This window comes from Streptomyces roseus, assembly GCF_001044425.1.
GTDB lineage: Bacteria > Actinomycetota > Actinomycetes > Streptomycetales > Streptomycetaceae > Streptomyces > Streptomyces roseus.
The window spans coordinates 63,940-87,635 of the sequence record NZ_LFML01000111.1; the positions used below are offsets into that span (position 1 = coordinate 63,940).

Genomic DNA, 23,696 nt, shown 5'->3' on the forward strand with positions numbered 1-23,696 from the left:
ATCGCGGACGCGCCCTGACCGGCGGCGACTACCCTCGGCAGTCGAGTTGTTGTTCCAGGGGGGAATCCACATGCGAAGCCGGAGCATCGGTGTGTCGGTGCTGACCACGACGGCCTTGCTCGCACTGACGACGGGCTGCGCGCCGGTCGGCGGGAGCAAGGCCGCGGACGTCGGCCGGGCGGCCCGCGCCGCCGCGCAGGCGTCGGCCGGGGCCACGCCCGCACCGGCCGCGAAGGGCAAGGGGACGGGCAAGGGCACCGGCATGCTCGCGGACCTGTCGGGCGCCGAGATCCTGAGCCAGTCGCACGAGGCGATGCGCAAGGTCGAATCGGCCCGCGTCGTCGCGAAGATGCACGATGGCGACAGCCCGGTCGACTTCGATCTCACCCTCGACAAGAAGGGCAGCTGCAACGGCGTGATCCGCTACGAGGGCATGGGCAAGGTGGACCTCGTCAAGTCCGCCGAGCTCATGCACTTCAGGGGAGACGCCGCCTACTGGCGGGCCGTGGCCGCGAAGAAGCACACGCCCGGGAAGCAGACGGACGCGATGGTCACGATGCTCGCCGACCGCTGGCTGAAGATGCCGGTCTCGGACCCCAAGGCCGCCGCGATGGGCCGCGTCTGCGATCTGGACAAGCTGACGGGCGGCGGCGACCGGCCCAGCCCGCTGGCCCGCAAGGGCGAGACGGTCACCATCGACGGGAAGCAGGCTCTGGCGGTCGTCACGGCGGCCAAGGAGGGCACCGAGACCGACTACATCGCCACCCAGGGCACTCCGTACGTCCTGAAGTCCACCATCGCGGGCGACAAGAACGGGGAGGCGCTCTTCTCCGCCTTCGGCACGCCCGTCCACACGGCCCTGCCGGAGGGCGCCGACGTCCTGGACCTGTCCAAGCCGGGCAGCGGCGGCCCGGCCGAATCGGTCTGAGCCCGCACCGCCCCGGGCCGCTCCGGAGAGGAGCGTCCCGGGGCCGCGCACGTCCTACGAGCCGAGGATCGTGGTGAGGAACTCCCCGGTCCAGGCCAGCAGTTCCCGCCCGACCAGCGGCTTCCCGCCCACCCGGGCCGTCTTCGGCCGCGGGACCAGCACCTGCGAGGTGGCCGGCTTGAGGACCGTTCCGGGGTAGAGGCGCTTCAGGCGCAGCTCCTGCGATTCGCGCAGCTCCACCGGTCCGAAGCGGATGTTGGGCCCCTGGAGGGTGATGTCGCCGACGCCGCAGGCCCGCGCCAGCATCCGCAGCCCCGCCACCAGCAGCAGGTTCTCCACCGGCTCCGGCAGCTTGCCGTAGCGGTCGTGGAGTTCCTCCCGTACGGCCTTGATGTCCGCCTCGGAGTTCGCCGACGCGATCGAGCGGTACGCCTGCAGACGCAGCCGCTCGCCCGGCGCGTAGTCGTGCGGGACGTGCGCGTCGACCGGCAGCTCGATCTTGACCTCCAGCGGCGGCTCCTCCTCCACCCCGCCTTCCACGGCGGCCCGGTAGTCGGCCACGGCCTCGCCGACCATGCGGATGTAGAGGTCGAAGCCGACGCCCGCGATGTGGCCGGACTGCTCGCCGCCGAGCAGGTTGCCCGCGCCGCGGATCTCCAGGTCCTTCATCGCCACGTACATGCCCGCGCCCATCTCGGTGTGCTGGGCGATCGTGGCGAGCCGCTCGTGCGCGGTCTCGGTCAGCGGCTTCTCCGGCGGGTAGAGGAAGTACGCGTACCCGCGCTCGCGGCCGCGGCCCACGCGGCCGCGCAGCTGGTGGAGCTGGGAGAGGCCGAAGTTGTCGCCGCGCTCGACGATGAGGGTGTTGGCGTTGGAGATGTCGATGCCGGACTCGACGATCGTCGTCGAGACGAGCACGTCGAACTTCTTCTCCCAGAAGTCCACGACGACCTGCTCCAGGGCCTGTTCGGACATCTGGCCGTGGGCGGTCGCGATCCGCGCCTCGGGCACGATCTCGCGCAGCTTGGCCGCGGCCCGGTCGATGGACTCGACCCGGTTGTGGATGTAGAAGCACTGGCCTTCGCGCAGCAGTTCGCGCCGGATGGCCGCGCCGATCTGCTTCTCCTCGTACGGGCCGACGAAGGTGAGCACCGGGTGGCGCTCCTCCGGCGGGGTGGTGATGGTCGACATCTCGCGGATGCCGGTGACCGCCATCTCCAACGTACGGGGAATGGGGGTCGCGGACATGGTCAGCACGTCGACGTTGGCGCGGAGCTTCTTCAGCTGCTCCTTGTGCTCGACGCCGAAGCGCTGCTCCTCGTCGACGATGACCAGGCCCAGGTCCTTGAACTTGGTCTCCTGCGAGAACAGCCGGTGCGTACCGATGACGATGTCCACCGAGCCCTCCCTCAGCCCCTCCAAGGTGGCCTTGGACTCGGTGTCGGACTGGAAGCGCGACAGTGCCTTCACGTTGACGGGGAACTGGCTGTAGCGCTCGGAGAAGGTCCCGAAGTGCTGCTGCACGAGCAGGGTGGTGGGGACGAGGACGGCGACCTGCTTGCCGTCCTGGACCGCCTTGAAGGCGGCGCGCACCGCGATCTCGGTCTTGCCGTAGCCGACGTCGCCGCAGATCAGGCGGTCCATGGGGACGGACTTCTCCATGTCCTCCTTGACCTCGGCGATGGTGGTGAGCTGGTCGGGGGTCTCCGCGTACGGGAAGGCGTCCTCCAGCTCGCGCTGCCAGGGGGTGTCGGGGCCGAAGGTGTGGCCGGGGGCCGCCATGCGGGCGCTGTAGAGCTTGATGAGGTCCGCGGCGATCTCCTTGACCGCCTTCTTGGCGCGCGCCTTGGTCTTGGTCCAGTCGGCGCCGCCGAGCCGGTGCAGGGTGGGGGCCTCGCCGCCGACGTACTTGGTGACCTGCTCCAGCTGGTCGGTGGGGATGTAGAGGCGGTCGCCGGGCTGGCCGCGCTTGGCGGGGGCGTACTCGACGAGGAGGTACTCGCGGGTGGCGCCCTGGACGGTGCGCTGCACCATCTCGACGTAGCGGCCGACGCCGTGCTGCTCGTGGACGATGTAGTCGCCGGCCTCCAGGGTGAGGGGGTCGATGGACTTGCGGCGCCGGGTCGGCATCCGGCCGAGGTCCTTGACGGCGGTGCGCTGGCCGGTCAGGTCGGTCTCGGTGAGCACGGCCACCTTGAGCGCCGGGTCGACGAACCCGTTGTCGAGGGAGCCGCAGGTGACGTGGACGATGGACGGCTCCAGCACGTCCAGGTCCGCCTCCAGGCGGGCCGCGATGCCCTCGCCTCGGAGCACCTCGACGGTGCGGGCGGCCGGGCCGTGGCCCTCGGTGAGGTAGACGGTGTGCCAGCCGTCGGCGATCCAGCCCTTGGTGTCGGCGAGCGCGCGGGCGGTGTCGCCGCGGTAGGCCTCGGGGGCGTGCATGCCGAGCTTCAGGGTGTCCGCGGCCAGGCCCGTGTCGTCCGCCGCGAAGGGGGAGACCGACCACCACATCATGCCCAGCTCGCGGGCGTGGTCCCGGACGTCCGCGATCCCCCGCAGCGAGGCCGCGCCGACGTCGATCGGGGCCTGGCCGCCGCCGGCGGTCGCGGCCCAGGAGGCCATCAGGAACTCCTGCGAGGTCGCGACGAGGTCGGCGGCCCGGGTGCGGACCCGCTCGGGGTCGCACACCACGGCCATGGACCCGGCCGGCAGGACGTCGATCAGCAGTTCCATGTCGTCGACGAGGACCGGCGCGAGGGACTCCATGCCCTCCACCGCGATCCCCTCGGCGATCTTGTTCAGCAGTTCGCCGAGCTCGGGATGGGCCTCGGCGAGGGCCGCGGCCCGCTCCCGCACCTCGTCGGTCAGCAGCAGCTCGCGGCAGGGCGGGGCCCACAGGCCGTGCTCGGCGACCTCCAGGGAGCGCTGGTCGGCGACCTTGAAGTAGCGGATCTCCTCGACCTCGTCGCCCCAGAACTCCACGCGCAGCGGGTGTTCCTCGGTGGGCGGGAACACGTCGAGGATGCCGCCGCGCACGGCGAACTCGCCGCGCTTCTCGACGAGCTCGACGCGGGCGTACGCGGCCGCGGCCAGGGCCTCGGTCACCTCGCCCAGATCGGCGCTCCCGCCTTGCCGAAGGCTCACCGGGACCAGGTCGCCGAGCCCCTTGACCTGCGGCTGGAGCACGGACCGGATCGGCGCGACGACGACGGAGACGGGGCCTGCGGCCGGGTCGTCCTTGCTCGGGTGCACCAGCCGGCGCAGTACGGCGAGGCGCCGGCCCACGGTGTCGCTGCGCGGGGAGAGCCGCTCGTGCGGAAGGGTCTCCCAGGACGGGTACTCGGCCACCTCGTCGGGCGGCAGGAAGGAGCGCAGCGCGGCGGCCAGGTCCTCGGCCTCCCGGCCGGTGGCGGTGACCGCGAGCACGGTCCGCCCGCTCCGGGCGGCCAGCGCGGCGATGGCGAAGGGCCGTGCGGCCGGGGGTCCGACGAGGTCCACGTGCATGCGGTTGCCGTCCCCGGCCGCGGTGACCGCCTCGGCGAGGGCGGGGTCCCGGGTGACGGCGTCGAGCAGTCCGTGCAGGCTCATGAAAGGAGGCTTCCGTCCGGTGAAGGGGCAACGCGAAGGACCCGACACGTCACACGGGCCGGGGCTTCCACCCTACGACGCCCCCGGGTCCCCCGCGCGGGGGAATGGAGCCACGCACCGCAGTGCCGGAGTGCCGCAGCGCCCTGTGAACGGCCGCCGGCCCCGGCCGGCCCCGAAGGGCAGGCCGGGGCCGGCGGTCCCCCGAACGAACGCGGAGCCCCTTACTCGCTCGCGATCGCGTCCAGTACGTTCATCCGCCCCGCCCGGAAGGCCGGGACCAGTGCGGCGAACAGGCCCACGAAGGCCGACCCGGCGAAGACGCCGATGATCGTCGGCCAGGGGATCTCCAGCACCTTCAGGCCCTGCAGGGCGAGCAGCTGCTGGGCGGTGGCTCCCCAGCCCATGCCCAGGCCCAGGCCCAGCAGGGCGCCGAAGAGGGCGATGACCACGGACTCCAGGCGGATCATGCGGCGCAGCTGGCGGCGGGAGAGGCCGATGGCGCGCATCAGGCCGATCTCGCGGGTCCTCTCGACCACCGAGAGGGCCAGGGTGTTCACGACGCCCAGGACCGCCACGATGATCGCGAGGCCGAGGAGCCCGTAGACCATGTTCAGCAGCTGGCCGACCTGGTCCTTGAGGGTCTGCTTGTAGTCGGCCCGGTTCTGCACGGCGTACTGGGGGTACTGGGCGAGCGCGTCCTTGACGGCCCCGTACGCGGCGTCCGCCTTCCCCTCGGCGGCCTTGGCCAGCAGCATGAACGGCCGCGGCATCCGGTCGGCCGGCAGGAACCGCTCGGCGGTGGCGGTGCTGACGTACATCGCGCCCTTGTCGAGGTTGCCCTCGTCCGAGGTGATCGCGGCGACCTTGAGCGGGGTGGTCCGCCCGCCGGTGAAGGCGACCGTCAGCTCGTCGCCGACCTTGACGTGGTGCTCGTCCGCGTAGAGCGAACCGACCGAGATCGCGCCGTCGCCGTACGCCGCCGCGTGCTCGCCGGCGATCATCTTGCGCCGCACGTCCTGGGCGTAGGTCGGGTCGGTGACGCTGATGCCGCCGTCCTTGACGGAGCCGTCCGGCGCAGTGATCTTCGCCTCGACCTCCCGGTAGGCGGTGACGTGGGCCAGGTTCCCGGTGGCGCGCAGCGCCTGCTCGGCCTGCGGCATGATCGGCTGGCCGGTCTGGGACTGGACGATGTAGTCCGCGCCGACCGTCTTGTCGAGCTCCTCGGTGGCGGAGGCCACCATCGAGGAGCCGACCACCGACAGGCAGGCGACCAGGGCCAGTCCGATCATCAGCGCGGCGGCGGTGGCGCCGGTGCGGCGCGGGTTGCGCAGCGCGTTGCGCTCGGCGAGCCGGCCGACGGACCCGAAGGGCCGCAGGACGATGCCGGAGAGCATGCGGACCACGAGGCCGGCGAGCAGCGGGCCGATCACGATGAAGCCGATGAGGGTGAACAGCACGCCCAGGCAGAGCCAGAGCGAGCCGGCCGCCGCCTTGTCGGCGGCCGCGGCGAGGAAGAGGCCCGCGCCGCCGATGCCGGTGAGGACCAGGCCCAGGGAGGCCCGGATGCGGCCGGCCTTGCGGTCGCCGGGGGTGCCGGCGTCGCGCAGGGCGGCCATCGGGGAGACCTTGCCGGCCCGGCGGGCGGGGATGAAGGCCGAGACGACGGTGACGACGATGCCCAGCACCAAGCCGACGACCGGGGTGGTCCAGGCGACGGTCAGGTCATCGGTCGACAGGTGCATGCCCATCTGGCCCATGAGCTGCATCAGGCCGACGGCCAGGCCCACGCCGGCCCCGACCCCGAGGACCGAGCCGACCAGGCCGAGCAGGAAGGCCTCGACGATCACCGACTTGAGCACCTGGCCGCTGTCGGCGCCGATGGCCCGCATCAGGCCGATCTCGCGGGTGCGCTGGGCGACCAGCATCGAGAAGGTGTTGAAGATCAGGAAGATGCCAACGAGGAAGGCGATCCCGGCGAAGCCGAGCATCACGTACTTCATGACGTCGAGGAAGGAGCCGACGTCCTTGCGGTTGGCGTCCGCGGACTCCTTGGCCGTCTGGAGCTTGTACGTGTCCGCGCCGACGGCCTTGGCGACGTTCTGCTTCAGCTGCTCGTCGCTGACGCCGTCCTTGGCGTCGACGTTGACGTGCGTGAAGAGGCCGGGGCCGCCGAGCAGCTTCTCCTGCGCGGTGGCGGTGTCGAAGTAGACGATCGCCGCGCCCGGGTTGGTCACGGTGAAGGCGGCGATGCCGCTGATCCTCGCGCGGACGTCCCCGGTGATGGCGATGGTGCGCAGCTCGTCGCCGAGTTCCAGGTGGTGCTTCTTCGCGGTGTCGGCGTCGACCATCACCTCGGTCGGGCCGCGCGGGGGCCGGCCGGAGGTGATCTTCATCGACTTGAGCTCGTTGTCGCTCCAGTTGCCCGCGATGGTCGGCGCGCCGGTGGTCGAGCCCATGTTCTCGTTCTTGGCGTTGACCACCGTCACCGACATCGAGACCACGCCGCCCTCGGCGCTCTTGACGCCCTCGGCCTTCGCCACCTGCTCGACGGCCGAGGCCGGCAGCACCTCGGGCCTGCCGCGGTTCGGGTTGTCCTCCGCGTCCTTGGCCCCCTTCGCGCTGACCGTGACGTCGGCGCTGGTGACGCCGAACAGCTTGTCGAAGGTGGTGTTCATGGTGTCGGTGAACACCAGGGTGCCGCAGACGAAGGCGACGGAGAGCAGGACGGCGACGGCCGAGAGCGCCATCCGCCCCTTGTGCGCGACGAAGTTGCGCCGCGAGGTCTTCAGTACGGTGCCCGCGCTCACGAGGTCCGCCCGCGCGCGTCGAAGTCCTTCATGCGGTCCAGCACCCCGTCGGCGGTGGGCCCGTACATCTCGTCCACGATCCGGCCGTCGGCCAGGAAGATCACGCGGTCCGCGTACGAGGCGGCCACCGGGTCGTGCGTGACCATCACGATGGTCTGACCCAGCTCGTCGACCGAGCGGCGCAGGAAGCCGAGGACCTCGGCGCCGGCCCGCGAGTCCAGGTTTCCGGTCGGCTCGTCGCCGAAGATGATCTGCGGGCGGGCGGCGAGGGCGCGGGCGACGGCCACGCGCTGCTGCTGGCCGCCGGACAGCTCGGTCGGCCGGTGCTTGAGGCGCCCCGCCAGACCCACCGTCTCCACAACCCGGTTCAGCCACTGCGCATCCGGCTTGCGGCCCGCTATGTCCATGGGGAGCGTGATGTTCTCCAGGGCGTTGAGCGTGGGCAGCAGGTTGAAGGCCTGGAAGATGAAGCCGATCCGGTCGCGGCGCAGCTGCGTGAGCTTCTTGTCCTTCAGCCCGGTGATCTCGACGTCGTCCAGGTGGATCTGCCCGCTGGTCACCGTGTCCAGGCCGGCGAGGCAGTGCATCAGCGTGGACTTGCCGGAGCCGGAGGGGCCCATGATCGCCGTGAATTGGCCGCGCCTGATGTCCACGTCGACCTCGTCGAGGGCGACCACGCGGGTCTCCCCGGCGCCGTAGGCCTTGACGACCTTGCGCGCCCGGGCCGCGACGGCTTCATGCCCTCCAGTACCCCCGTGCCTGGTTTCGGTCATAGCCGTTGTCACGGTGCTTCCCCTCGTAGATGTGCTGCTCGCGCCGGTGGTGCGTTGCTTCGATGCGTCGCTTCGCGCGGCCACGCATGTGGCCGGATCCGGCTGTCCTGCCGTCGTGAAGTCTGCGCGGCGGAGGCGGCCGGCGCCCTGGTGCCCATCGCCGTATCCGCAGGGGGGTTAACCCCACCCCGCCCGTAGGAACCAGTTAAGGACCTCATCCGGCCGTCCTCCTCCTCCGCCGGGACGAACGGCCCCTGGGCCGATGTGAGGAGCAACCCCTAGGGGTTCTGCATCCTTTGGCGGATCACTTCTGGGGGACACCGGGGGGATACCGCCGGATACCCCGCGATGAGAAGGTGTTCCCCGCAGATGCGTGCACGATGAAAGGATCTTGGTGGGCGCGGAGGAGAGCACGGGCGAACGCACCGGGGAGGCGGCGGCCTCCGGGTCCGGAGCCGCTTCGGCGACCGGCGGGCGGACCCCCCGTACCGCGCTGGTCACCGCCCTCATGCTGGCGATGGCACTCGCCGCCCTCGACAGCTCCATCGTCTCCACCGCCGTGCCCCAGATCGTCGGCGACCTCGGCGGCTTCTCCGTCTTCTCCTGGCTCTTCGCCGGCTACCTGCTCGCCGTCACCGTCACCCTCCCCGTCTACGGCAAGCTCTCCGACACCTTCGGCCGCAAGCCCGTGCTCCTCTTCGGCACAGCCCTGTTCGTCGTGGGCTCACTGCTGTGCGCCCTCGCCTGGAACATGGCCGCCCTCATCGCCTTCCGCCTCGTCCAGGGGCTGGGCGGCGGCGCCCTCCAGGGCACGGTGCAGACCCTGGCCGCCGACCTGTACCCGCTCAAGGACCGCCCGCGGATCCAGGCCCGGATGTCCTCCGTCTGGGCGGCCTCCGCCGTGGCCGGCCCGGCTCTCGGCGGCCTCATCGCCTCGTACGCCGACTGGCGCTGGATCTTCCTGATCAACCTGCCGCTCGGCGGCCTGGCCCTGTGGATGCTCGCCCGCCACCTCGTCGAGCCCGTACGGTCCCCCGGCCGCCGCGGCCCCGTCGACTGGGCCGGCGCCCTCGCGGTCTTCGCCTGCGGCGCCCTGCTGCTCTTCGCCCTCGTACAGGGCGGGGTCGCCTGGCCCTGGCTGTCCGCACCCTCCCTCGGACTCCTGGGCGCGAGCGCCGTCCTGGCGACCCTGGTCGTCCGGATCGAACGCAGGGCCGCAGAACCGATCATCCCGGGATGGGTATGGCGCCGGCGCACCATCGCCGCGGTCAACCTGGCCCTCGGTGCGCTCGGCCTGCTCATGGTCGCCCCGCTGGTCTTCGTCCCCACGTACGCGCAGTCCGTCCTCGGCCTCGGACCGGTCAGCGCCGGGCTGGTCATGTCCGCGATGACCCTGACCTGGCCCGCCTCCGCCGCCTTCAGCCAGCACGTCTACCGGCGCATCGGCTTCCGCAACTCCGCGGCCGTCGGGATCTCGCTGGCCGCCGCGATCCTGTTCGCGTTCACCCTGCTGCCCTACCCCGCCCGGCCCTGGCAGCCCACCTTGGTCATGCTGTTGCTGGGCGCCGCCCTCGGCCTGTTCCAGCTGCCGCTGATCGTCGGGGTCCAGTCCACCGTGGGCTGGTCCGAGCGCGGCACGACCACGGCCTCGGTGCTGTTCTGCCGCCAGGTCGGGCAGAGCCTGGGGGCCGCCCTGTTCGGGGCCGTCGCCAACGCGACGATCGCCGCCCGGCTGGCCCACGCCCCGATGTCCGGGCTGCCGGACCACCTCGACGACGTCTCCAAGGCCCTCGACCGCCCGCAGCTGCTCCCGACCGCCGCGGCCGACTACCTGCGCGCGTCGGTGGCCGCCGCCGTCGACCACATCTTCCTCGGCGCGACCGCCGCGGCGGTGGCCGCACTGCTCGTCCTGCTGCTCATGGCCCCGCGCCGGTTCCCGATACTGGAGGAGCACCAGGAAGGGCGCCACGCCGACACGTAGTCCGCCCCGGCCCGTCCCGCTTGTCATGACCCCGGTCAACGGAGTAGGACTCGGAGTCCTGCATCCCGGCGTTCCGCCGCCGGGATCCGCTCCGGGGGGACGACATGACTTCCGCACTCTTCGCACTCGCCTTACGGGCCGCCCTGGCCGGGCCCACGGCCTTGCGGCTGCGCCACCGTCCGGGCCTCGTCACCGGCCGCGACGGCCGCCTCTCCACCTCGACCACCCTGGCCCTGGCCTGGACGGTGATCCTGGTCTGGCTCCTGCTCACGATCCTCGCGTACGGGCTCACCGCGGGCGGCGGCATCGGCTGGTTCGCCGGGGAGCACGGCCCGCTGTCCTCCCTGACCACGGTGTACCTGCCGCTCCTCGGAGGCCCGTACGTGGCGATGATCGGAGCCAAGACGGTCGTCGGCATCCGCGTCGAGAACGGCACCATGGCCAAGCCCGCCCCGAAGCCCACCCGCTCCGGACGGCGTCCGCTGCGCGAGCTGATCGCGAACGACGGCGGCCGCACCGACCTCGTCGACCTCCAGTACGTGGCCCTCAGCGCGGTCACCATGCTCTACGTGGTGCTGTTCTTCCTCGCCGACGTGGGCGGCGGCCTCCCCCGCCTCCCCGCCGAGATCTGGGCGCTGACGGGCGCCCCGGCCGGGGCCTACCTGGTCAACAAGATGGCCACACGGGCCAATCCGGTGATCACGCGCGTCACGGTGGACGCCGCCGTGCTCGTCGTCGAGGGCGGCGGCTTCGGCCCGGAGGCCCGGGTGGAGCTCGACTCCACCGCGCTGCCGACCGGCTACGACCCGGCGACCGGCACCCTGAGCGCGCAGCTCCCCGCCACCGGGGCGCCCGCCGCGTTCACGGTGGTGGTCACCTCGCGCGGTCTGCGCAGCGACCCGTACCACCACGCTCCGGCCCCCGTCCCGCCCCTGACACCGGCACCGGTACCGGTACCCGCGACACCGGCACCGACACCGGCACCGACGCCGGCCGCGGTGCCGGCCGCGGGCCAGGCGCAGCAGCCCGCGGGCTGAAAGGACGGGCACCCCGAAGTCCCGCGGCCGGACCTGCCGCCCGGGCCGCGGTCCCGGGCGGACGACAGACCTCCGCCCGGGCGGCCCGTCACCCCTCGGCCGGGGCCCGGCCCGTCAGGGCCGCCAGGCTGGAGCGGACGTGGTTCATGTGCGCCCGCATCTCGTCCTGCGCCTCCCCGTGCTCCCGCAGGATCCGCTCCGTCTCCCGGGCCGTCCGCTCCTCCGCCACCCTGGCCTCCGCCAGCAGCTCCGCCGCCCGCGCCTGCGCATCCTCCTGTCCGTGCCGCGCCGACTCCTCCGCCTCCGCGTACCCGCGCCGCGCCTCCGCCAGCCGGACCTCCGCGTACCGCTCCAACTCCGCGAGCCGGGCCTCCAGATCCGCCTCCCGGGCCGCCAGCTCCCGCTCCGCCGCGTCCCAGCGTTCCACGTGCTCCTGCTCGCGGTCCGCCAGCAACGCGTCCGACCGGCGCCGCATCTCCGTCAGCGCCGCCTGCGCCTGCGCCCGCCACTCCCCCGCGTCGTCCTTCGCCTCCGCCCGGATCGCGTCGGCCTCCCGCCCCGCCCGCAGCAGCCCCTGGCGCGCCCGGACCTCCGTCTGCTCGCGCACCGCCTCCGCGTCGCCCCGCGCCAGCTCCGCCACCCGGTCCGCGTACGCCTCGGCCGCGCCCATCGCGTCCACCGCGTCCGCGCGCGCGTCGCGCCGCACGGCGTCCGCCTCCTCCTCCACCAGGAGGAGGATCCGCCGCGCCCGCTCGCTCAGCTCGTCGTACGTCTGCGGGGCCAGCGCCGCCACGGCCTCGCGCAGCCGCCCCGCCTCCTCCTCCATCCGCTTCGCCAGGACCGTCAGCCGCGCGACCCGCTCCCACGCCTCGTCCCGGCTGCCGGAGAGCCGGGCCAGATACCGGTCGACCTCTTCCACGCGGTAGCCGCGACCCCGAACGGTCGCGAAACCCGGTCCGTGAGGTGACATGGGTGCAGTCATCCTGAAGCGCCTCTCTCGGGGGGATTCCCGTCAAGGATGCGCCATTTGCGACCAGAAGCCGGAATGGCCGGGCCGGTACCCCCTATGAGGGTCCCGGCCCGGCCATCCGCCCGATCATCCGATCAGAGCAACCCGTCCCACATCTGCTCCAGGAGCACCGACCACCAGCTCTCCGGCGACGCCAGCGCCGCACTGTCCAGCCCCGCCAGATTCGTCTGGAAATCGACGGTCCAGCGGCCCGCCTGCTCCGGCGTCAGATGCTGGCGCAGCCGCCACATGTGACCCAGCATGGCCAGCGACCGCGCGAACTGCGGCAGGCTGGAATTCACGAACTGCGGCGGCACCGGAGCACCGCCCGGACCGGCCTCCACCGGCACCGCCACGATGTGCGCCGTCCCGTACTGCACGCACAGCGCCTTGCCGAAGTCGCTGCCCACCACGAGGTACGAGCCCGCGTCGGACGCCGGCTGGACCTGCCGCTGCGCCGCCAGCTCCGCCAGCGTCGGCACCGGCTGACCCGGCACCGCCTGCGCCCAGAAGAACGGCCCGAAGTCCACCGGCAGACCCGCCCACACCAGGGTCTGCGCCACGATCTCCGGCACACCCTGGCGCGACACCGCCCGCTGATCGAAGCGGAACACGCCCTGCGGGCCGAACGCCCCGGCCAGCTCCGCGCCGATCGCGTCCAGCGGGATCGCCGGCTGGAGCGGCACCTGCTGGAGCGGCGCCCGTACCGGCGCGGGGCGCGCCGGACCGTCCGCCACCTGGTGCAGCTCACCCTGATGGGTCAGCAGATGCCTCATGCCCTGCTGACGGCCCGCGTGGTCCTTGCCGTACGGGGCCACGCTCGTGATCCGGACCTGCGGCCAGGTCTCCCGGATCATCCGCGCGCAGTAACCGCCGGGCAGCTCGCAGGACTCCAGCTCGGTGTGCAGCTCCAGCACCTGCTGCGGCGGCACGTTCATCGCGCGCAGCTCGTACAGGATCTGCCACTCGGGGTGCGGGGTACCGGGCGCCGAACGCCGGATGAGCTGCTGCTCGGAGCCGTCGGGCGCGCGGTAGCGCAGTACGGCCTGGTAACCCGGGCCGACCGTGGGCGCGCCGGTGGGCACCGGGGGCTGCGCCGCGGGACCGGGAACGGGACCGGGACCGGCCTGCGGCTGCCCCGGCGGGCCGGGGGGCGCGGGCGGCTGACCCGTGACCGCCGGACCGGCCAGCATCGTCGCGGCGTGGTCCAGCCCGCCCCCGGGCGCGCCGGGGGCACCGGGCGGGCCGGGAGGCGCGGGCGGCTGACCCGTCACGGCCGGACCGGCCAACATGGTCGCGGCATGGTCCAGCCCGCGCCCCAGCGAACCCGGAGCCCCCGGCGGACCGGGCGGAGCCGGCGGCCGACCCGCACCCGGAGCACCGGGAGCACCCGGCGGACCCGGAGGCGCGGGCGGCTGACCCGTCACGGCCGGACCGGCCAACATCGTCGCGGCATGATCCAGCCCGCGCCCCAGCGAACCCGGAGCCCCCGGCGGACCGGGCGGAGCCGGCGGCCGACCCGCACCCGAAGCACCGGGAGCACCCGGCGGACCCGGAGGCGCGGGCGGCTGACCCGTCACCGCCGGACCGGCCAACATCGTCGCGGCATGATCCAACCCGCGCCCCAGCGAACCCGGAGCCCCCGGCGGACCGGGCGGCGTGGCGGGCGCCGCGCCCGGCCGGGAGACCTGGGCCTTGCTCGTCGGCGCATCGGCGATCGACCCGGAATCCGGACCCTCACCCGCGGCGGACCCGAGGTCCAGCGCGGGGGCGATCGCCGTCTTCGGGAGCCTGCTGCCCCCGGGAATCAGCGCGGTCTTGGCCTCCGGGGCCACACCGGAGGGCGGCGCCACGTCGTCCAGGTCCGAGCCCGACAGCGGCGGCGCGAACACCGTCGCGGGCAGCGGTACGGACACGTCGTCCCCACCCGGGTTCACATCGGTCCCGGCCCACGGCGTGGCCCCGGCCGGGACCCCGTCGTTGGTCGGCTCGTACGGCACCTCACGGCGCAGCGGAACCGCCTCCCCGGGCCCGGGGGCCGGAGCGGACGCGACCACCGGCTCCGGAACCGGCACGGCCTCAGCCCCGTCGGCCTCCGGCCCTGCGGCCTCCGCCCCGTCGGCCACCGCGGGAGGCGGCGTCGGCGCAGGCGGGATCCCCGCCCGGTCCGCCGCCTCCTGGAGCCACTCCGGCGGACTCAGCATGAACGAGGTCTGCTCCGAATCGATCCGCGGCGTCGGGACCGACGGCTCCGCCACCTGCGCGGCCGCGACCCCGTACTCCTCCTCGTACCGCCGGATCACCTCACCCACCGGCAGACCCGGCCACAACGTCACCTCACCGCTGTCCCGCGCGATGACCAGCCGCTGCCGGCCGCCACCGGACACCGGACCGGCCGCGCGGTCCTCCGCCCACACCACGAACCCGAGCCCGAACTCCCGTACGCGCACCTCCCGGTGCTGGTACGCCGGCACGTCCCCGTTGATCCACTCCTCGGCGCGCTCCTGCGCCTGCGCAAACGTCACCATCGCGCCGTCACCCCTCCACCGGTGCCGCACCGGACACGGGAACCGAGCGTGCGAATCCGCCGTCCACCATCAGACCGGCCACCGTTTCCAACTCCGGCGGATTACCCGCCAACCGCTCCAGAAAGGCATCGAAATCGGCACCGCACGGCAGCAACAGACGCTCCACGCGCTCCTGCACGGACCAGCCGTCCCGGTCGCGGGCGTCGTCGTACGGGGAGAACCAGACCGAGCCGATCGCCTCGCCCTTGACCTTCAGCGCGAGCAGACCGCCCTGCACGAAAGCCACGCACAGGTAGTCCTTCGTCAGATGGTCCCGCAGGCACTTGTTCACGTACACGAGGTCGTTGACCGCCGCCTCCTCGCGCACCGTGAAGAACGGCTGGTCCACCAGCACACCCAGATCCACGTCCAGCCCGGCACCCACCGGCGCACAACCGCCCGCCGCCTTCAGGAACGCGCGGTACGCCTCCGGCAGCCGGTACCCGAGATCCTCCTCGACGCCCTGCACCGCCTCCTCGGAAACCGACACCACCGTCTTCGGCAGCCCCAGGTGCACCGGGCGCAACTCCTGCAACGGCCGCGTCCCGCGCTTGCCGTGGTCGACCGGAGCCGTCGCCAGCCCCGCGTGATGCCGCAGCAGCGCCTTCACCTCGACCGGGACCAACTCCATGCGCCGCGTCCCGGCCACGTGGTGCCAGGTCCAGCCGTGCGGCGTCGCCACCGGGCCGACGGTGTCCCACAGCGCATGCCCCGCCGCGTGCATCGCCGCGTTCGCGGACACGCAGTCCGTCAGCCGCAGCTCGTCCACGCCGAAACCCTCCGGCGGCTCGGCGATCTCCACCGCCGCGCGTGCGTACGGGGAGAAGTCGGGATGTCCGTCCGCATCCATCCGTACCCCGTGGGGATGCCGAGCGGCCCGGACCGGGTCCGGGAAATGCACGACCTGCCCGGAGTACGCGGCGTTGGGTGGCGCGGCCTGCTGCCCGAGCCGACCTGTCGTCATGGCGGTAGCCCCCTGCTGGATCTGGCTGGTTCACCACAGCCTATGCGGTCGGGCAAGAGCCTCACCCGACCGCGACCCCCGCACCCACACGACGGCCGGGAACATCCGAATTGATACGAATATTCGACCCCGCTTCCACACGACAGGGGACATTTGACAGGCTGTCCCCTCAGCACGGGGGCGTGCGCGACAGCGGCCACCACCGCCGCCACGGGAGGGAAGACGCGACCATGCAGAACACGGCGACACGCACGGACACCGCCGACGGCGCCTCAGGACCGGCACCGGGCGACCAGACCGACCCGACGGCAGACACGCGGACCGGGACAGCCGTCCCGCCCGGAGACCCCCGCCTGCGCTGGACCAGCACCGACGGCCGACCCACCGCACCCGTCCTGCGCTTCCGCCGCGACGGCATCCTCCCCACCGTCGCCGCCGCCCTCTCCGTACGCGGCGAAACCCTCACCGGCACCGCCGGCAAAGCCGAGCAGCCACCCGCCCTGCACCCCCTCGTCCAGGACTTCCTCGACACCCTCACCAGCGGCCAACGGGAACGCTTCACCGGCCGCTGCCCCGAGGCGATCCTGCTCTCGCGCCACCTCGCGACCGTCGAAGGCGCCCGCAGCAAACGCGCCTCCCGCAAACCCCTCACCGCGAGCGAAGCCCGCCGCGCCCTGAAACACTCCAAGATCACCGCACGCCACATCCGCGAGGACGGCGACCCGCTCCACGGCAGCTACGCACCCCCCTGCCGCTCCTGCGAAGCCCTCCTCGCCCACTTCGGCGTACGCGCCGTCGACCTCACCCCCGCGTCAGAAAAGGCCTGACCTCCGCCACCATGACCACCTCCGCCGCCTCCTACGACCGCTCCTCGGCCACCCGCTTCCCGGGCCCCGTGGACACCGCCCTGCGCACCGCCGGCTGGGAACCCGGCCGCTGGGACATCAAGCAGGCCGAGTACTGGGCCGACGCCCTGCGCGACCACACCACCCCCGCCGGCCACCGGCACACCGTCTTCCCGGCCGCCGTCGAAGCCTGGGCCGAATTCGGCGGCCTCCACATCACGGCGCCCGGCCCCGGCCGCCAGATAGCCCCCACCCCGGTCCGCCTCGACCCCCTCACGGGCCTCCACCTCGCCCGCACCTTCGCCGACCTCGGCCGCGCCCTGTCCAGCGAACTCTGCCCGCTCGGCATCGACGCCGACACCGGCTCACACCTCGCCATCGACCGCGAAGGCCGCGTCTACGGCATCGACCACACCGGCGACTGGTACCTGGGCACCGACCTGGACGAGGCCCTCACCCTCCTCCTCACCGGCCTCCAACCCACCCGCCTCACCACGGCCCCCTAGGAAACGACCGAGACCCGCGCCCCGCTGCCGCGTTCCGCGCCGGCCGCCCTACGCCCCGCGCGGAACGCACGGCAGGACCACCGACACCCTGAAGCCGCCCTCCTCCGTCGGACCCGACACGAAGACACCCCCCAGGCCGAGCACCCGCTCACGCATGCCGACCAGCCCGTTCCCGCCACTGGGCAGACCCGGCTGCACCACGTCCGCCCCGCACGGCCCGTTCTCCACCTGCATGGCCACCTCACCCTCCCGATGAGCCAGCCGCACCACCACCCGCGCCCCCGGCGCATGCTTGTGGCAGTTCGTCAGCGCCTCCTGCACCACCCGGTACGCCGTCTGCTCCACCTCCGCCGGATACCCGGCCCCCGCCCCCGCGCCCCGGACATCCAGCTCCACGCCCATCCCGGCCGCCCGCGACTGCCCGACCAGCGCCTCCAACTCGCCCAGCGAGGGCCCCGGACCGTCCTCGAAGCTCCCCACCAGCGCGGCCACCGTCGCCACCGCGGCCGAAGGCGCGACGGCGGGAGCCCGCTTCGGCGACTCCGCCGCCCGCAGCACACCCAACATCTCCCGCAACTCCGTCAACGCCTGGCGCCCCATGTCCCCCACCAGCGCGGCGTTCTTCACCGCCCGCTCCGGATCCTTGGCCGCGACCGCCTCCAGCGCCGCCGCGTGCACCACCATCAGCGACACCCGGTGCGCCACCACGTCGTGCATCTCCCGCGCGATCCGCGTGCGCTCCTCCGTACGGGCCCACTCGGCCCGCTCCTCCGCCCGGTCCGCGAGCAGGGACAGCTCCCGCTCCAGCGAATCCGCCCGCTCCTGCAAGCTCTCCATCAGCCGCCGCCGCGCCCCTATGTACAGGCCCAGCAGCACCGGCGGCACCGTCAGCGCCACCGCCACGAACACGGACAGCACGATGACGAGCGACTGCGAGGCCCCCTGGTCCCCAGTGGTCCGCACGTACATCACCACGAGGGTCGCGAGCAGCGCCAGCGAGGTCAGCGTCGCGGTGATCCGCCGGGGCACCTCACAGGCGGCGAGCGTGTACAGCCCGACCACCCCGAGCAGGAAGCCCATCGCGGCCGGCGACACGGCGATCCCGACCAGCACCACGGCGATCGGCCAGCGCCGCCGCAGTACGAGCGTGGACCCCACCAGCAGCCCGAACAGCACCCCGACCGGCACCGGAAGCCCGGCCTCGTGCGCGAAGGGCACCCCCTCGACGGCGCACTCGACGGCCGACACGGCCGCCAGCCCCACATCGAGCACGGCCCCCCGAGGCCGCTCCCACCACCAGGGCCCGGCCCGCCCGGCTCCGCCCCGCTCTTCCCCCGTACTGGTCATGCCGTCCAGCGTACGCAGGGCCCCCAGCACACAAGCGAACGGAATTCCGGCGATCCCGAGGTAATCGCACGTACGGCTGATTCATCCGCAGAGCGAGACCTGAATCCCACATTCCGGACGACATTGGGGGACATGACCGAAATCCGACGTCGCCCCGGCGACGGCACAGGCGGCCTGCACACCGGAGCCGCGACCTACGAAGCCCTCCGCGAGCAGGCGGTGGCGCTGCGCCGCGAGGGCCTCAGCCGCCGCCAGATCCGCGACCGCCTGCACGTCCACAACAACGACATCCTGAACCGCCTCCTGGAGGGCGAGCCCGCCCCCGAATGGACCAAGCGCCCGAACGCGAAGGACGACCTGCGCGCCAGGGCCCGCGAACTCCGCCTCCAGGGCATGACCTACGACCGGATCCAGGTCGAGCTGGGCTGCTCGAAGAGCTCGATCTCCCTCTGGGTCCGCGACCTGCCGAAGGTCGACCACCGCTCCCCCACCGAGCAAGGTCGGGACGCCGCGTTCAAGCGCTGGGCCCATGAGGCCCCGCGCCGCGAGGAGGCGCGGGCCGCGGCCGTCGAAGCGGCGAGGCAGGAGATCGGCCCGCTCAGCGATCGCGACCTCTTCCTCACAGGTGTCGCCCTCTATTGGGCGGAAGGCTCCAAGAGCAAGGCGTACCGGCGCAGCGAGACCGTCACCTTCATCAACAGCGACCCGGGCGTCATCGGCGTATACCTGGCATGGCTTCGACTCATGGACATCCCCCGCGAACGCCTCAAGTTCCGCGTCATGATCCACGAATCCGCAGACGTGGAGGGCGCCGAGCAGTACTGGGCCGACTTCGTCGGGGTGCGACCGATCGAGTTGCAGAGGACCACCCTCAAGAAGCACAACCCGAAGACCGTCCGCAAGAACACCGGCACGGATTACCGGGGATGCCTCATCGTCCGCGTCTCCGCCAGTTGCGACTTGTACCGTCGCATTGAGGGCGCCTGGTGCGGCATAGTGGGGTCCGCTGGTTTGACCAAGTAACCGAATGTCCGGTTTGGCCAGCTTTGCTATCCCCTGTGGTGTAATCGGCAACACGGGTTACTTTGGATAACTTGTTCCAGGTTCGAGTCCTGGCAGGGGAGCAAAGCGCGTTCGGGTCCCGACCTCCACGGTCGGGACCCGGCTTCGTTTCCGGGGTGCGGCCCCCCGGTATCCTTCACGGGTCCACCACCCGAAGCCGAAGGGCATCCCCGTGAGCGCCAACCGCCCGGCAGCCGTCGTCGTACTCGCAGCGGGTGAAGGCACCCGCATGAAGTCGGCCACTCCCAAGGTTCTGCACGAGATCTGCGGGCGCTCGCTCGTGGGCCACGTCGTCGCCGCCTCGCGCGAGCTGGACCCCGAACACCTCGTGGTCGTCGTCGGCCACGCCCGTGAGCAGGTCACCGCGCACCTCGCCGGCATCGACGCCGGCGTCCGCACCGCCGTCCAGTACGAGCAGAACGGCACCGGACACGCCGTCCGCATGGCCCTCGAAGAGCTCGGCGGCGCCGTCGACGGGACCGTGATCGTCGTCTGCGGCGACACCCCCCTGCTCACCGGGGAGACCCTGCGGCAGCTCGCGGCCACGCACGTGGCCGACGGCAACGCCGTCACCGTGCTCACCGCCGAGGTCCCCGACTCCACCGGCTACGGGCGCATCGTCCGGGACGGCGCCGGCGCCGTCACCGCCATCGTCGAGCACAAGGACGCCACCGACTCCCAGCGCGCGATCCGGGAGATCAACTCCGGGGTCTTCGCCTTCGACGGCGCCCTCCTCGCGGACGCGCTCGGCAAGGTGCGCACGGACAACAGCCAGGGCGAGGAGTACCTCACCGACGTGCTCGGCATCCTGCGCGAGTCCGGCCACCGCGTCGGCGCGGCCGTCGGCGCGGACCACCGCCAGATCCTCGGGATCAACAACCGCGTCCAGCTCGCCGAGGCCCGCGCGCTGCTGAACGCCCGCCTGCTGGAGCGGGCGATGCTAGCGGGCGTGACGGTCGTCGACCCGGCGAGCACGTTCGTCGACGTGACGGTGACCTTCGGGCAGGACGCGCTGGTCCACCCGGGTACGCAGCTGCTCGGAGCGACGCACGTGGCCGAGGGCGCCGAGGTCGGTCCGAACACGCGGCTGAAGGACACGCGGGTGGGCCCGCGGGCGCGCGTGGACAACACGGTCGCGGACACGGCGGTCATCGGCGAGTCGGCGTCCGTGGGTCCGTACGCGTACCTGCGTCCGGGGACGAACCTGGGCCTGAAGGCGAAGGCGGGTACGTACGTCGAGATGAAGAACGCGACGATCGGCGAGGGCACGAAGGTGCCGCACCTGTCGTACGTGGGGGACGCGACGATCGGCGAGTACACGAACATCGGCGCGGCGAGCGTGTTCGTGAACTACGACGGTGAGCACAAGCACCACACGACCGTCGGCTCACATTGCAAGACGGGTTCGGACAACATGTTTGTGGCGCCCGTCACGATCGGGGACGGCGCGTACACGGCGGCCGGTTCGGTGATCACGAAGGACGTGCCGGCCGGTGCGCTGGCCGTGGCGCGTGGCCAGCAGCGCAATATCGAGGGCTGGGTGGCCCGGAAGCGTCCGGGAAGTGCCGCGGCGACGGCGGCGCAGTCGGTGGTTTCGGAGGATTCCGACCCCCGCTGAGGCCTCGTTGAGGTGAACTGACCGGAAACAGGTGGGCCCGGCAGGGCGTACCGTGATAGGTGCACGCAATTCGGCTGGCTCACCGTGTGCGGGACGGACGCACACGGGGGCGAGCAGCTTTCAACACGTCTGAGGAGACTGTGCTGTGACCGGGATCAAGACGACCGGCGAGAAGAAGCTGATGCTCTTCTCCGGCCGCGCCCACCCCGAGCTGGCCGAGGAGGTTGCGCATCAGCTGGGCGTCGCCCTCGTGCCGACCAAGGCTTTCGACTTCGCGAACGGTGAGATCTACGTTCGTTTCCAGGAGTCGGCTCGTGGCGCGGACTGCTTCCTGATCCAGAGCCACACGGCTCCGATCAACAAGTGGATCATGGAGCAGCTGATCATGATCGATGCGCTGAAGCGCGCGTCGGCACGCTCCATCACCGTGATCATCCCGTCCTACGGGTACGCCCGTCAGGACAAGAAGCACAAGGGTCGCGAGCCGATCTCGGCGCGTCTGGTCGCCGATCTGCTGAAGACCTCGGGTGCGGACCGCATTCTGACGGTGGACCTGCACACGGACCAGATCCAGGGCTTCTTCGACGGTCCGGTGGACCACCTGTCGGCGCTGCCGGTCCTCGCGGACTACGTGGGCGCGAAGGTGGACCGTTCGAAGCTGACGATCGTCTCTCCGGACGCCGGCCGTGTGCGCGTCGCGGACCGCTGGTGCGACCGTCTGGACGCGCCGCTGGCGATCGTGCACAAGCGGCGTGACAAGGACGTCGCGAACCAGGTGACGGTCCACGAGGTCGTCGGTGAGGTCCGGGGCCGCGTCTGCGTCCTGGTCGACGACATGATCGACACGGGTGGCACGATCTGCGCCGCGGCCGACGCGCTGTTCGCGCACGGCGCGGAGGACGTCATCGTGACGGCCACGCACGGCATCCTGTCGGGGCCGGCGGCGGACCGTCTGAAGAACTCGAAGGTCAGTGAGTTCATCTTCACGAACACCCTGCCGGACCCGTCCGACCTGGAGCTCGACAAGATCACGGTCTTGTCGATCGCCCCGATGGTCGCGCGTGCGGTGCGCGAGGTCTTCGAGGACGGTTCGGTCACGAGCCTGTTCGAAGAGCAGCAGTAACCGGTAGCGCAGAGATCCTTTTGGGTGCGGCCTCCGCGCCGGGTAGACTCCACGAGTTGCTCGGCGAGGGAGGCCGCACCTTTTCGGTGTCGGCGCTCCGTTATCGACGCGCTCTTCGTAGCAGGCCGTTCAGGCCGGGTGACCGTTGTCCGATTTCCGTCACCCCACGAGGAGTGAGCATGTCCGAGGTCAAGCTTTCCGCCGAGCTCCGCACCACCTTCGGCAAGGGCTCTGCCCGCCAGGCCCGTCGCGACGCCATGGTTCCCGGTGTCATCTACGGCCACGGCAACGACCCGAAGCACGTCAACGTCGAGGGCCACGGCCTGGCGCTGGCGCTGCGTACCCCGAACGTCCTGATCTCCCTGGACATCGCGGGCGGCGGCACCGAGCTGGTCATCCCGAAGGCCGTCCAGAAGCACCCGCTGAAGCGTTCGATCTCGCACGTCGACTTCCTGATCGTCCAGAAGGGCGAGAAGGTCACCGTCGAGGTCGCCGTTGTCACCGAGGGCGACCTGGCCCCCGGCAACAACATGCTGGAGACCCTCCTCAACACCATCACGGTCGAGGCCGAGGCCACCCACATCCCGACCGAGGTCACCGTCTCCATCGCGGGCCTCGAGGCCGGTGCCTCGATCCACGCCAAGGACCTGGTCCTGCCGGCCGGCACCACGCTGGCCGTCGACGGCGAGACCGCCGTCCTGCAGGTCGTCGCCCCGCAGGCCGAGGAGCCGGCCGCCGAGACGGCCGCCGAGGGCGAAGAGGCCTGAGCCTCGCCTCTCCCCCTCAGCACTTGCTGATCGACCGCCGTCCGGCTCCACTGGGAGCGGGACGGCGGTCGTCCTCGTTAAGGAGCATGGATGTCGGACGACGCTGCGCCGTGGCTGATCGTCGGCCTCGGTAACCCCGGGGCGGAGTACGCGGGCAACCGCCACAACATCGGGTTCATGGTGGTGGACCTGCTGGCCGAGCGGATGCGCGGGAAGTTCAAGGCGCACAAGGCGCGGGCGCAGGTGGTCGAGGGCCGTATGGGTCCGCCGGGGCCGGCGAACCGCCGGGTGGTGCTGGCGAAGCCCATGTCGTTCATGAACCTGTCGGGCGGGCCGGTGACGGCGCTGCGCGATTTCTACAAGGTGCCGGTGGAGCGGATCGTGGCGGTCCACGACGAGCTGGACATCGACTATCCGACGCTGCGGCTGAAGCTGGGCGGCGGGGACAACGGGCACAACGGTCTGAAGTCGATGACGAAGTCGATGGGTGCGGAGTACCACCGGGTGCGGTGCGGCATCGGGCGTCCGCCGGGCCGTATGCAGGTCGCGGACTTCGTGCTGAAGGACTTCTCGTCCACGGAGCGCAAGGAGCTGGACTGGTTCGTGGACCGGGCGGCGGATGCGGTGGAGTGTCTGATCGCGGAGGGTCTGGAGCGGGCCCAGTCCGCGTACAACTCCTGACCGCCTCCGTCCCCGCCCGCGCCGTGGCTCCCGTCCGCCGGGTGTGCGAAGGCCCCCGCCGTCCGGTCCGGATGGCGGGGGCCTTCGTACGTC

General features: G+C 72.0%; 17 protein-coding genes and 1 tRNA gene. 11 read left to right on the forward strand and 7 right to left on the reverse strand.

Features of this window, described 5'->3' with window-relative positions; translation table 11 throughout:
* Window positions 1–70: 70 nt before the first annotated feature.
* On the forward strand, window positions 71–928 hold the full coding sequence (locus ACS04_RS25620; RefSeq protein ID WP_048479125.1) for a hypothetical protein: 858 nt from the start codon (window positions 71–73) through the stop codon (window positions 926–928).
* Window positions 929–982: 54 nt separating this feature from the next.
* Here the strand turns inward: ACS04_RS25620 and mfd are convergent, their stop codons facing one another.
* The 3 genes from mfd to ACS04_RS25635 all read right to left on the reverse strand — a co-directional run bounded on the left by mfd (window position 983) and on the right by ACS04_RS25635 (window position 8,096).
* On the reverse strand, window positions 983–4,516 hold the full coding sequence (mfd, locus tag ACS04_RS25625) for a transcription-repair coupling factor (protein ID WP_048479126.1): 3,534 nt from the start codon (window positions 4,514–4,516) through the stop codon (window positions 983–985).
* Window positions 4,517–4,737: 221 nt separating this feature from the next.
* On the reverse strand, window positions 4,738–7,263 hold the full coding sequence (locus ACS04_RS25630) for an ABC transporter permease (protein ID WP_048479161.1): 2,526 nt from the start codon (window positions 7,261–7,263) through the stop codon (window positions 4,738–4,740).
* A 56-nt stretch (window positions 7,264–7,319) separates the two neighbouring features.
* Entirely contained in the window at window positions 7,320–8,096 is a 777-nt protein-coding gene (locus ACS04_RS25635) for an ABC transporter ATP-binding protein (RefSeq protein ID WP_398022480.1), read from the reverse strand.
* A gap of 373 nt (window positions 8,097–8,469) precedes the next feature.
* On the opposite strand from ACS04_RS25635, the gene ACS04_RS25640 reads away from it, so the two are divergent.
* Both ACS04_RS25640 and ACS04_RS25645 read left to right on the forward strand, forming a co-directional pair.
* Window positions 8,470–10,077 (forward strand): MFS transporter, encoded by a 1,608-nt coding sequence (locus tag ACS04_RS25640; protein ID WP_483414641.1) that lies wholly within the window; start codon window positions 8,470–8,472, stop codon window positions 10,075–10,077.
* Between the two features lie 104 nt (window positions 10,078–10,181).
* On the forward strand, window positions 10,182–11,114 hold the full coding sequence (locus tag ACS04_RS25645; RefSeq protein ID WP_245236543.1) for a hypothetical protein: 933 nt from the start codon (window positions 10,182–10,184) through the stop codon (window positions 11,112–11,114).
* An 88-nt stretch (window positions 11,115–11,202) separates the two neighbouring features.
* Here ACS04_RS25645 and ACS04_RS25650 read toward each other — a convergent pair whose 3' ends face one another.
* From ACS04_RS25650 to ACS04_RS25660, 3 genes are all read right to left on the reverse strand, one after another.
* Window positions 11,203–12,084 carry a coiled-coil domain-containing protein gene (locus ACS04_RS25650; RefSeq protein ID WP_245236544.1) on the reverse strand — a complete coding sequence of 294 codons (882 nt, stop codon included), beginning with the start codon at window positions 12,082–12,084 and terminating at the stop codon, window positions 11,203–11,205.
* A 134-nt stretch (window positions 12,085–12,218) separates the two neighbouring features.
* Entirely contained in the window at window positions 12,219–14,651 is a 2,433-nt protein-coding gene (locus tag ACS04_RS25655) for an SUKH-4 family immunity protein (protein ID WP_048479130.1), read from the reverse strand.
* A 7-nt stretch (window positions 14,652–14,658) separates the two neighbouring features.
* On the reverse strand, window positions 14,659–15,654 hold the full coding sequence (locus ACS04_RS25660) for an SMI1/KNR4 family protein (protein WP_063839305.1): 996 nt from the start codon (window positions 15,652–15,654) through the stop codon (window positions 14,659–14,661).
* Between the two features lie 230 nt (window positions 15,655–15,884).
* On the opposite strand from ACS04_RS25660, the gene ACS04_RS25665 reads away from it, so the two are divergent.
* Window positions 15,885–16,481, forward strand: coding sequence for a YwqJ-related putative deaminase (locus tag ACS04_RS25665; RefSeq protein WP_078865328.1), 597 nt, complete (start codon window positions 15,885–15,887; stop codon window positions 16,479–16,481).
* 11 nt (window positions 16,482–16,492) lie between these two features.
* Window positions 16,493–17,005: an SUKH-3 domain-containing protein gene (locus ACS04_RS25670; protein ID WP_048479132.1), complete on the forward strand. Its 513-nt coding sequence runs from the start codon at window positions 16,493–16,495 to the stop codon at window positions 17,003–17,005.
* A gap of 48 nt (window positions 17,006–17,053) precedes the next feature.
* Here the strand turns inward: ACS04_RS25670 and ACS04_RS25675 are convergent, their stop codons facing one another.
* Complete coding sequence (locus ACS04_RS25675; RefSeq protein ID WP_048479164.1) at window positions 17,054–18,352, reverse strand: sensor histidine kinase; 1,299 nt, start codon at window positions 18,350–18,352, stop codon at window positions 17,054–17,056.
* A gap of 132 nt (window positions 18,353–18,484) precedes the next feature.
* On the opposite strand from ACS04_RS25675, the gene ACS04_RS25680 reads away from it, so the two are divergent.
* From ACS04_RS25680 to pth, 6 genes are all read left to right on the forward strand, one after another.
* The gene (locus ACS04_RS25680) at window positions 18,485–19,375 is read left to right on the forward strand and encodes a hypothetical protein (protein ID WP_048479133.1); all 891 of its coding nucleotides are present in this window, start codon (window positions 18,485–18,487) and stop codon (window positions 19,373–19,375) included.
* Between the two features lie 29 nt (window positions 19,376–19,404).
* Window positions 19,405–19,476: transfer RNA gene (locus ACS04_RS25685), tRNA-Gln, on the forward strand.
* 110 nt (window positions 19,477–19,586) lie between these two features.
* Window positions 19,587–21,032, forward strand: a complete 1,446-nt coding sequence (glmU, locus tag ACS04_RS25690; RefSeq protein ID WP_048479134.1) for a bifunctional UDP-N-acetylglucosamine diphosphorylase/glucosamine-1-phosphate N-acetyltransferase GlmU — start codon at window positions 19,587–19,589, stop codon at window positions 21,030–21,032.
* A gap of 145 nt (window positions 21,033–21,177) precedes the next feature.
* The gene (locus tag ACS04_RS25695; protein ID WP_048479135.1) at window positions 21,178–22,155 is read left to right on the forward strand and encodes a ribose-phosphate diphosphokinase; all 978 of its coding nucleotides are present in this window, start codon (window positions 21,178–21,180) and stop codon (window positions 22,153–22,155) included.
* Between the two features lie 179 nt (window positions 22,156–22,334).
* Window positions 22,335–22,922: a 50S ribosomal protein L25/general stress protein Ctc gene (locus ACS04_RS25700; protein ID WP_048479136.1), complete on the forward strand. Its 588-nt coding sequence runs from the start codon at window positions 22,335–22,337 to the stop codon at window positions 22,920–22,922.
* 90 nt (window positions 22,923–23,012) lie between these two features.
* Entirely contained in the window at window positions 23,013–23,603 is a 591-nt protein-coding gene (gene pth, locus ACS04_RS25705) for an aminoacyl-tRNA hydrolase (RefSeq protein ID WP_048479137.1), read from the forward strand.
* Window positions 23,604–23,696: the final 93 nt, after the last annotated feature.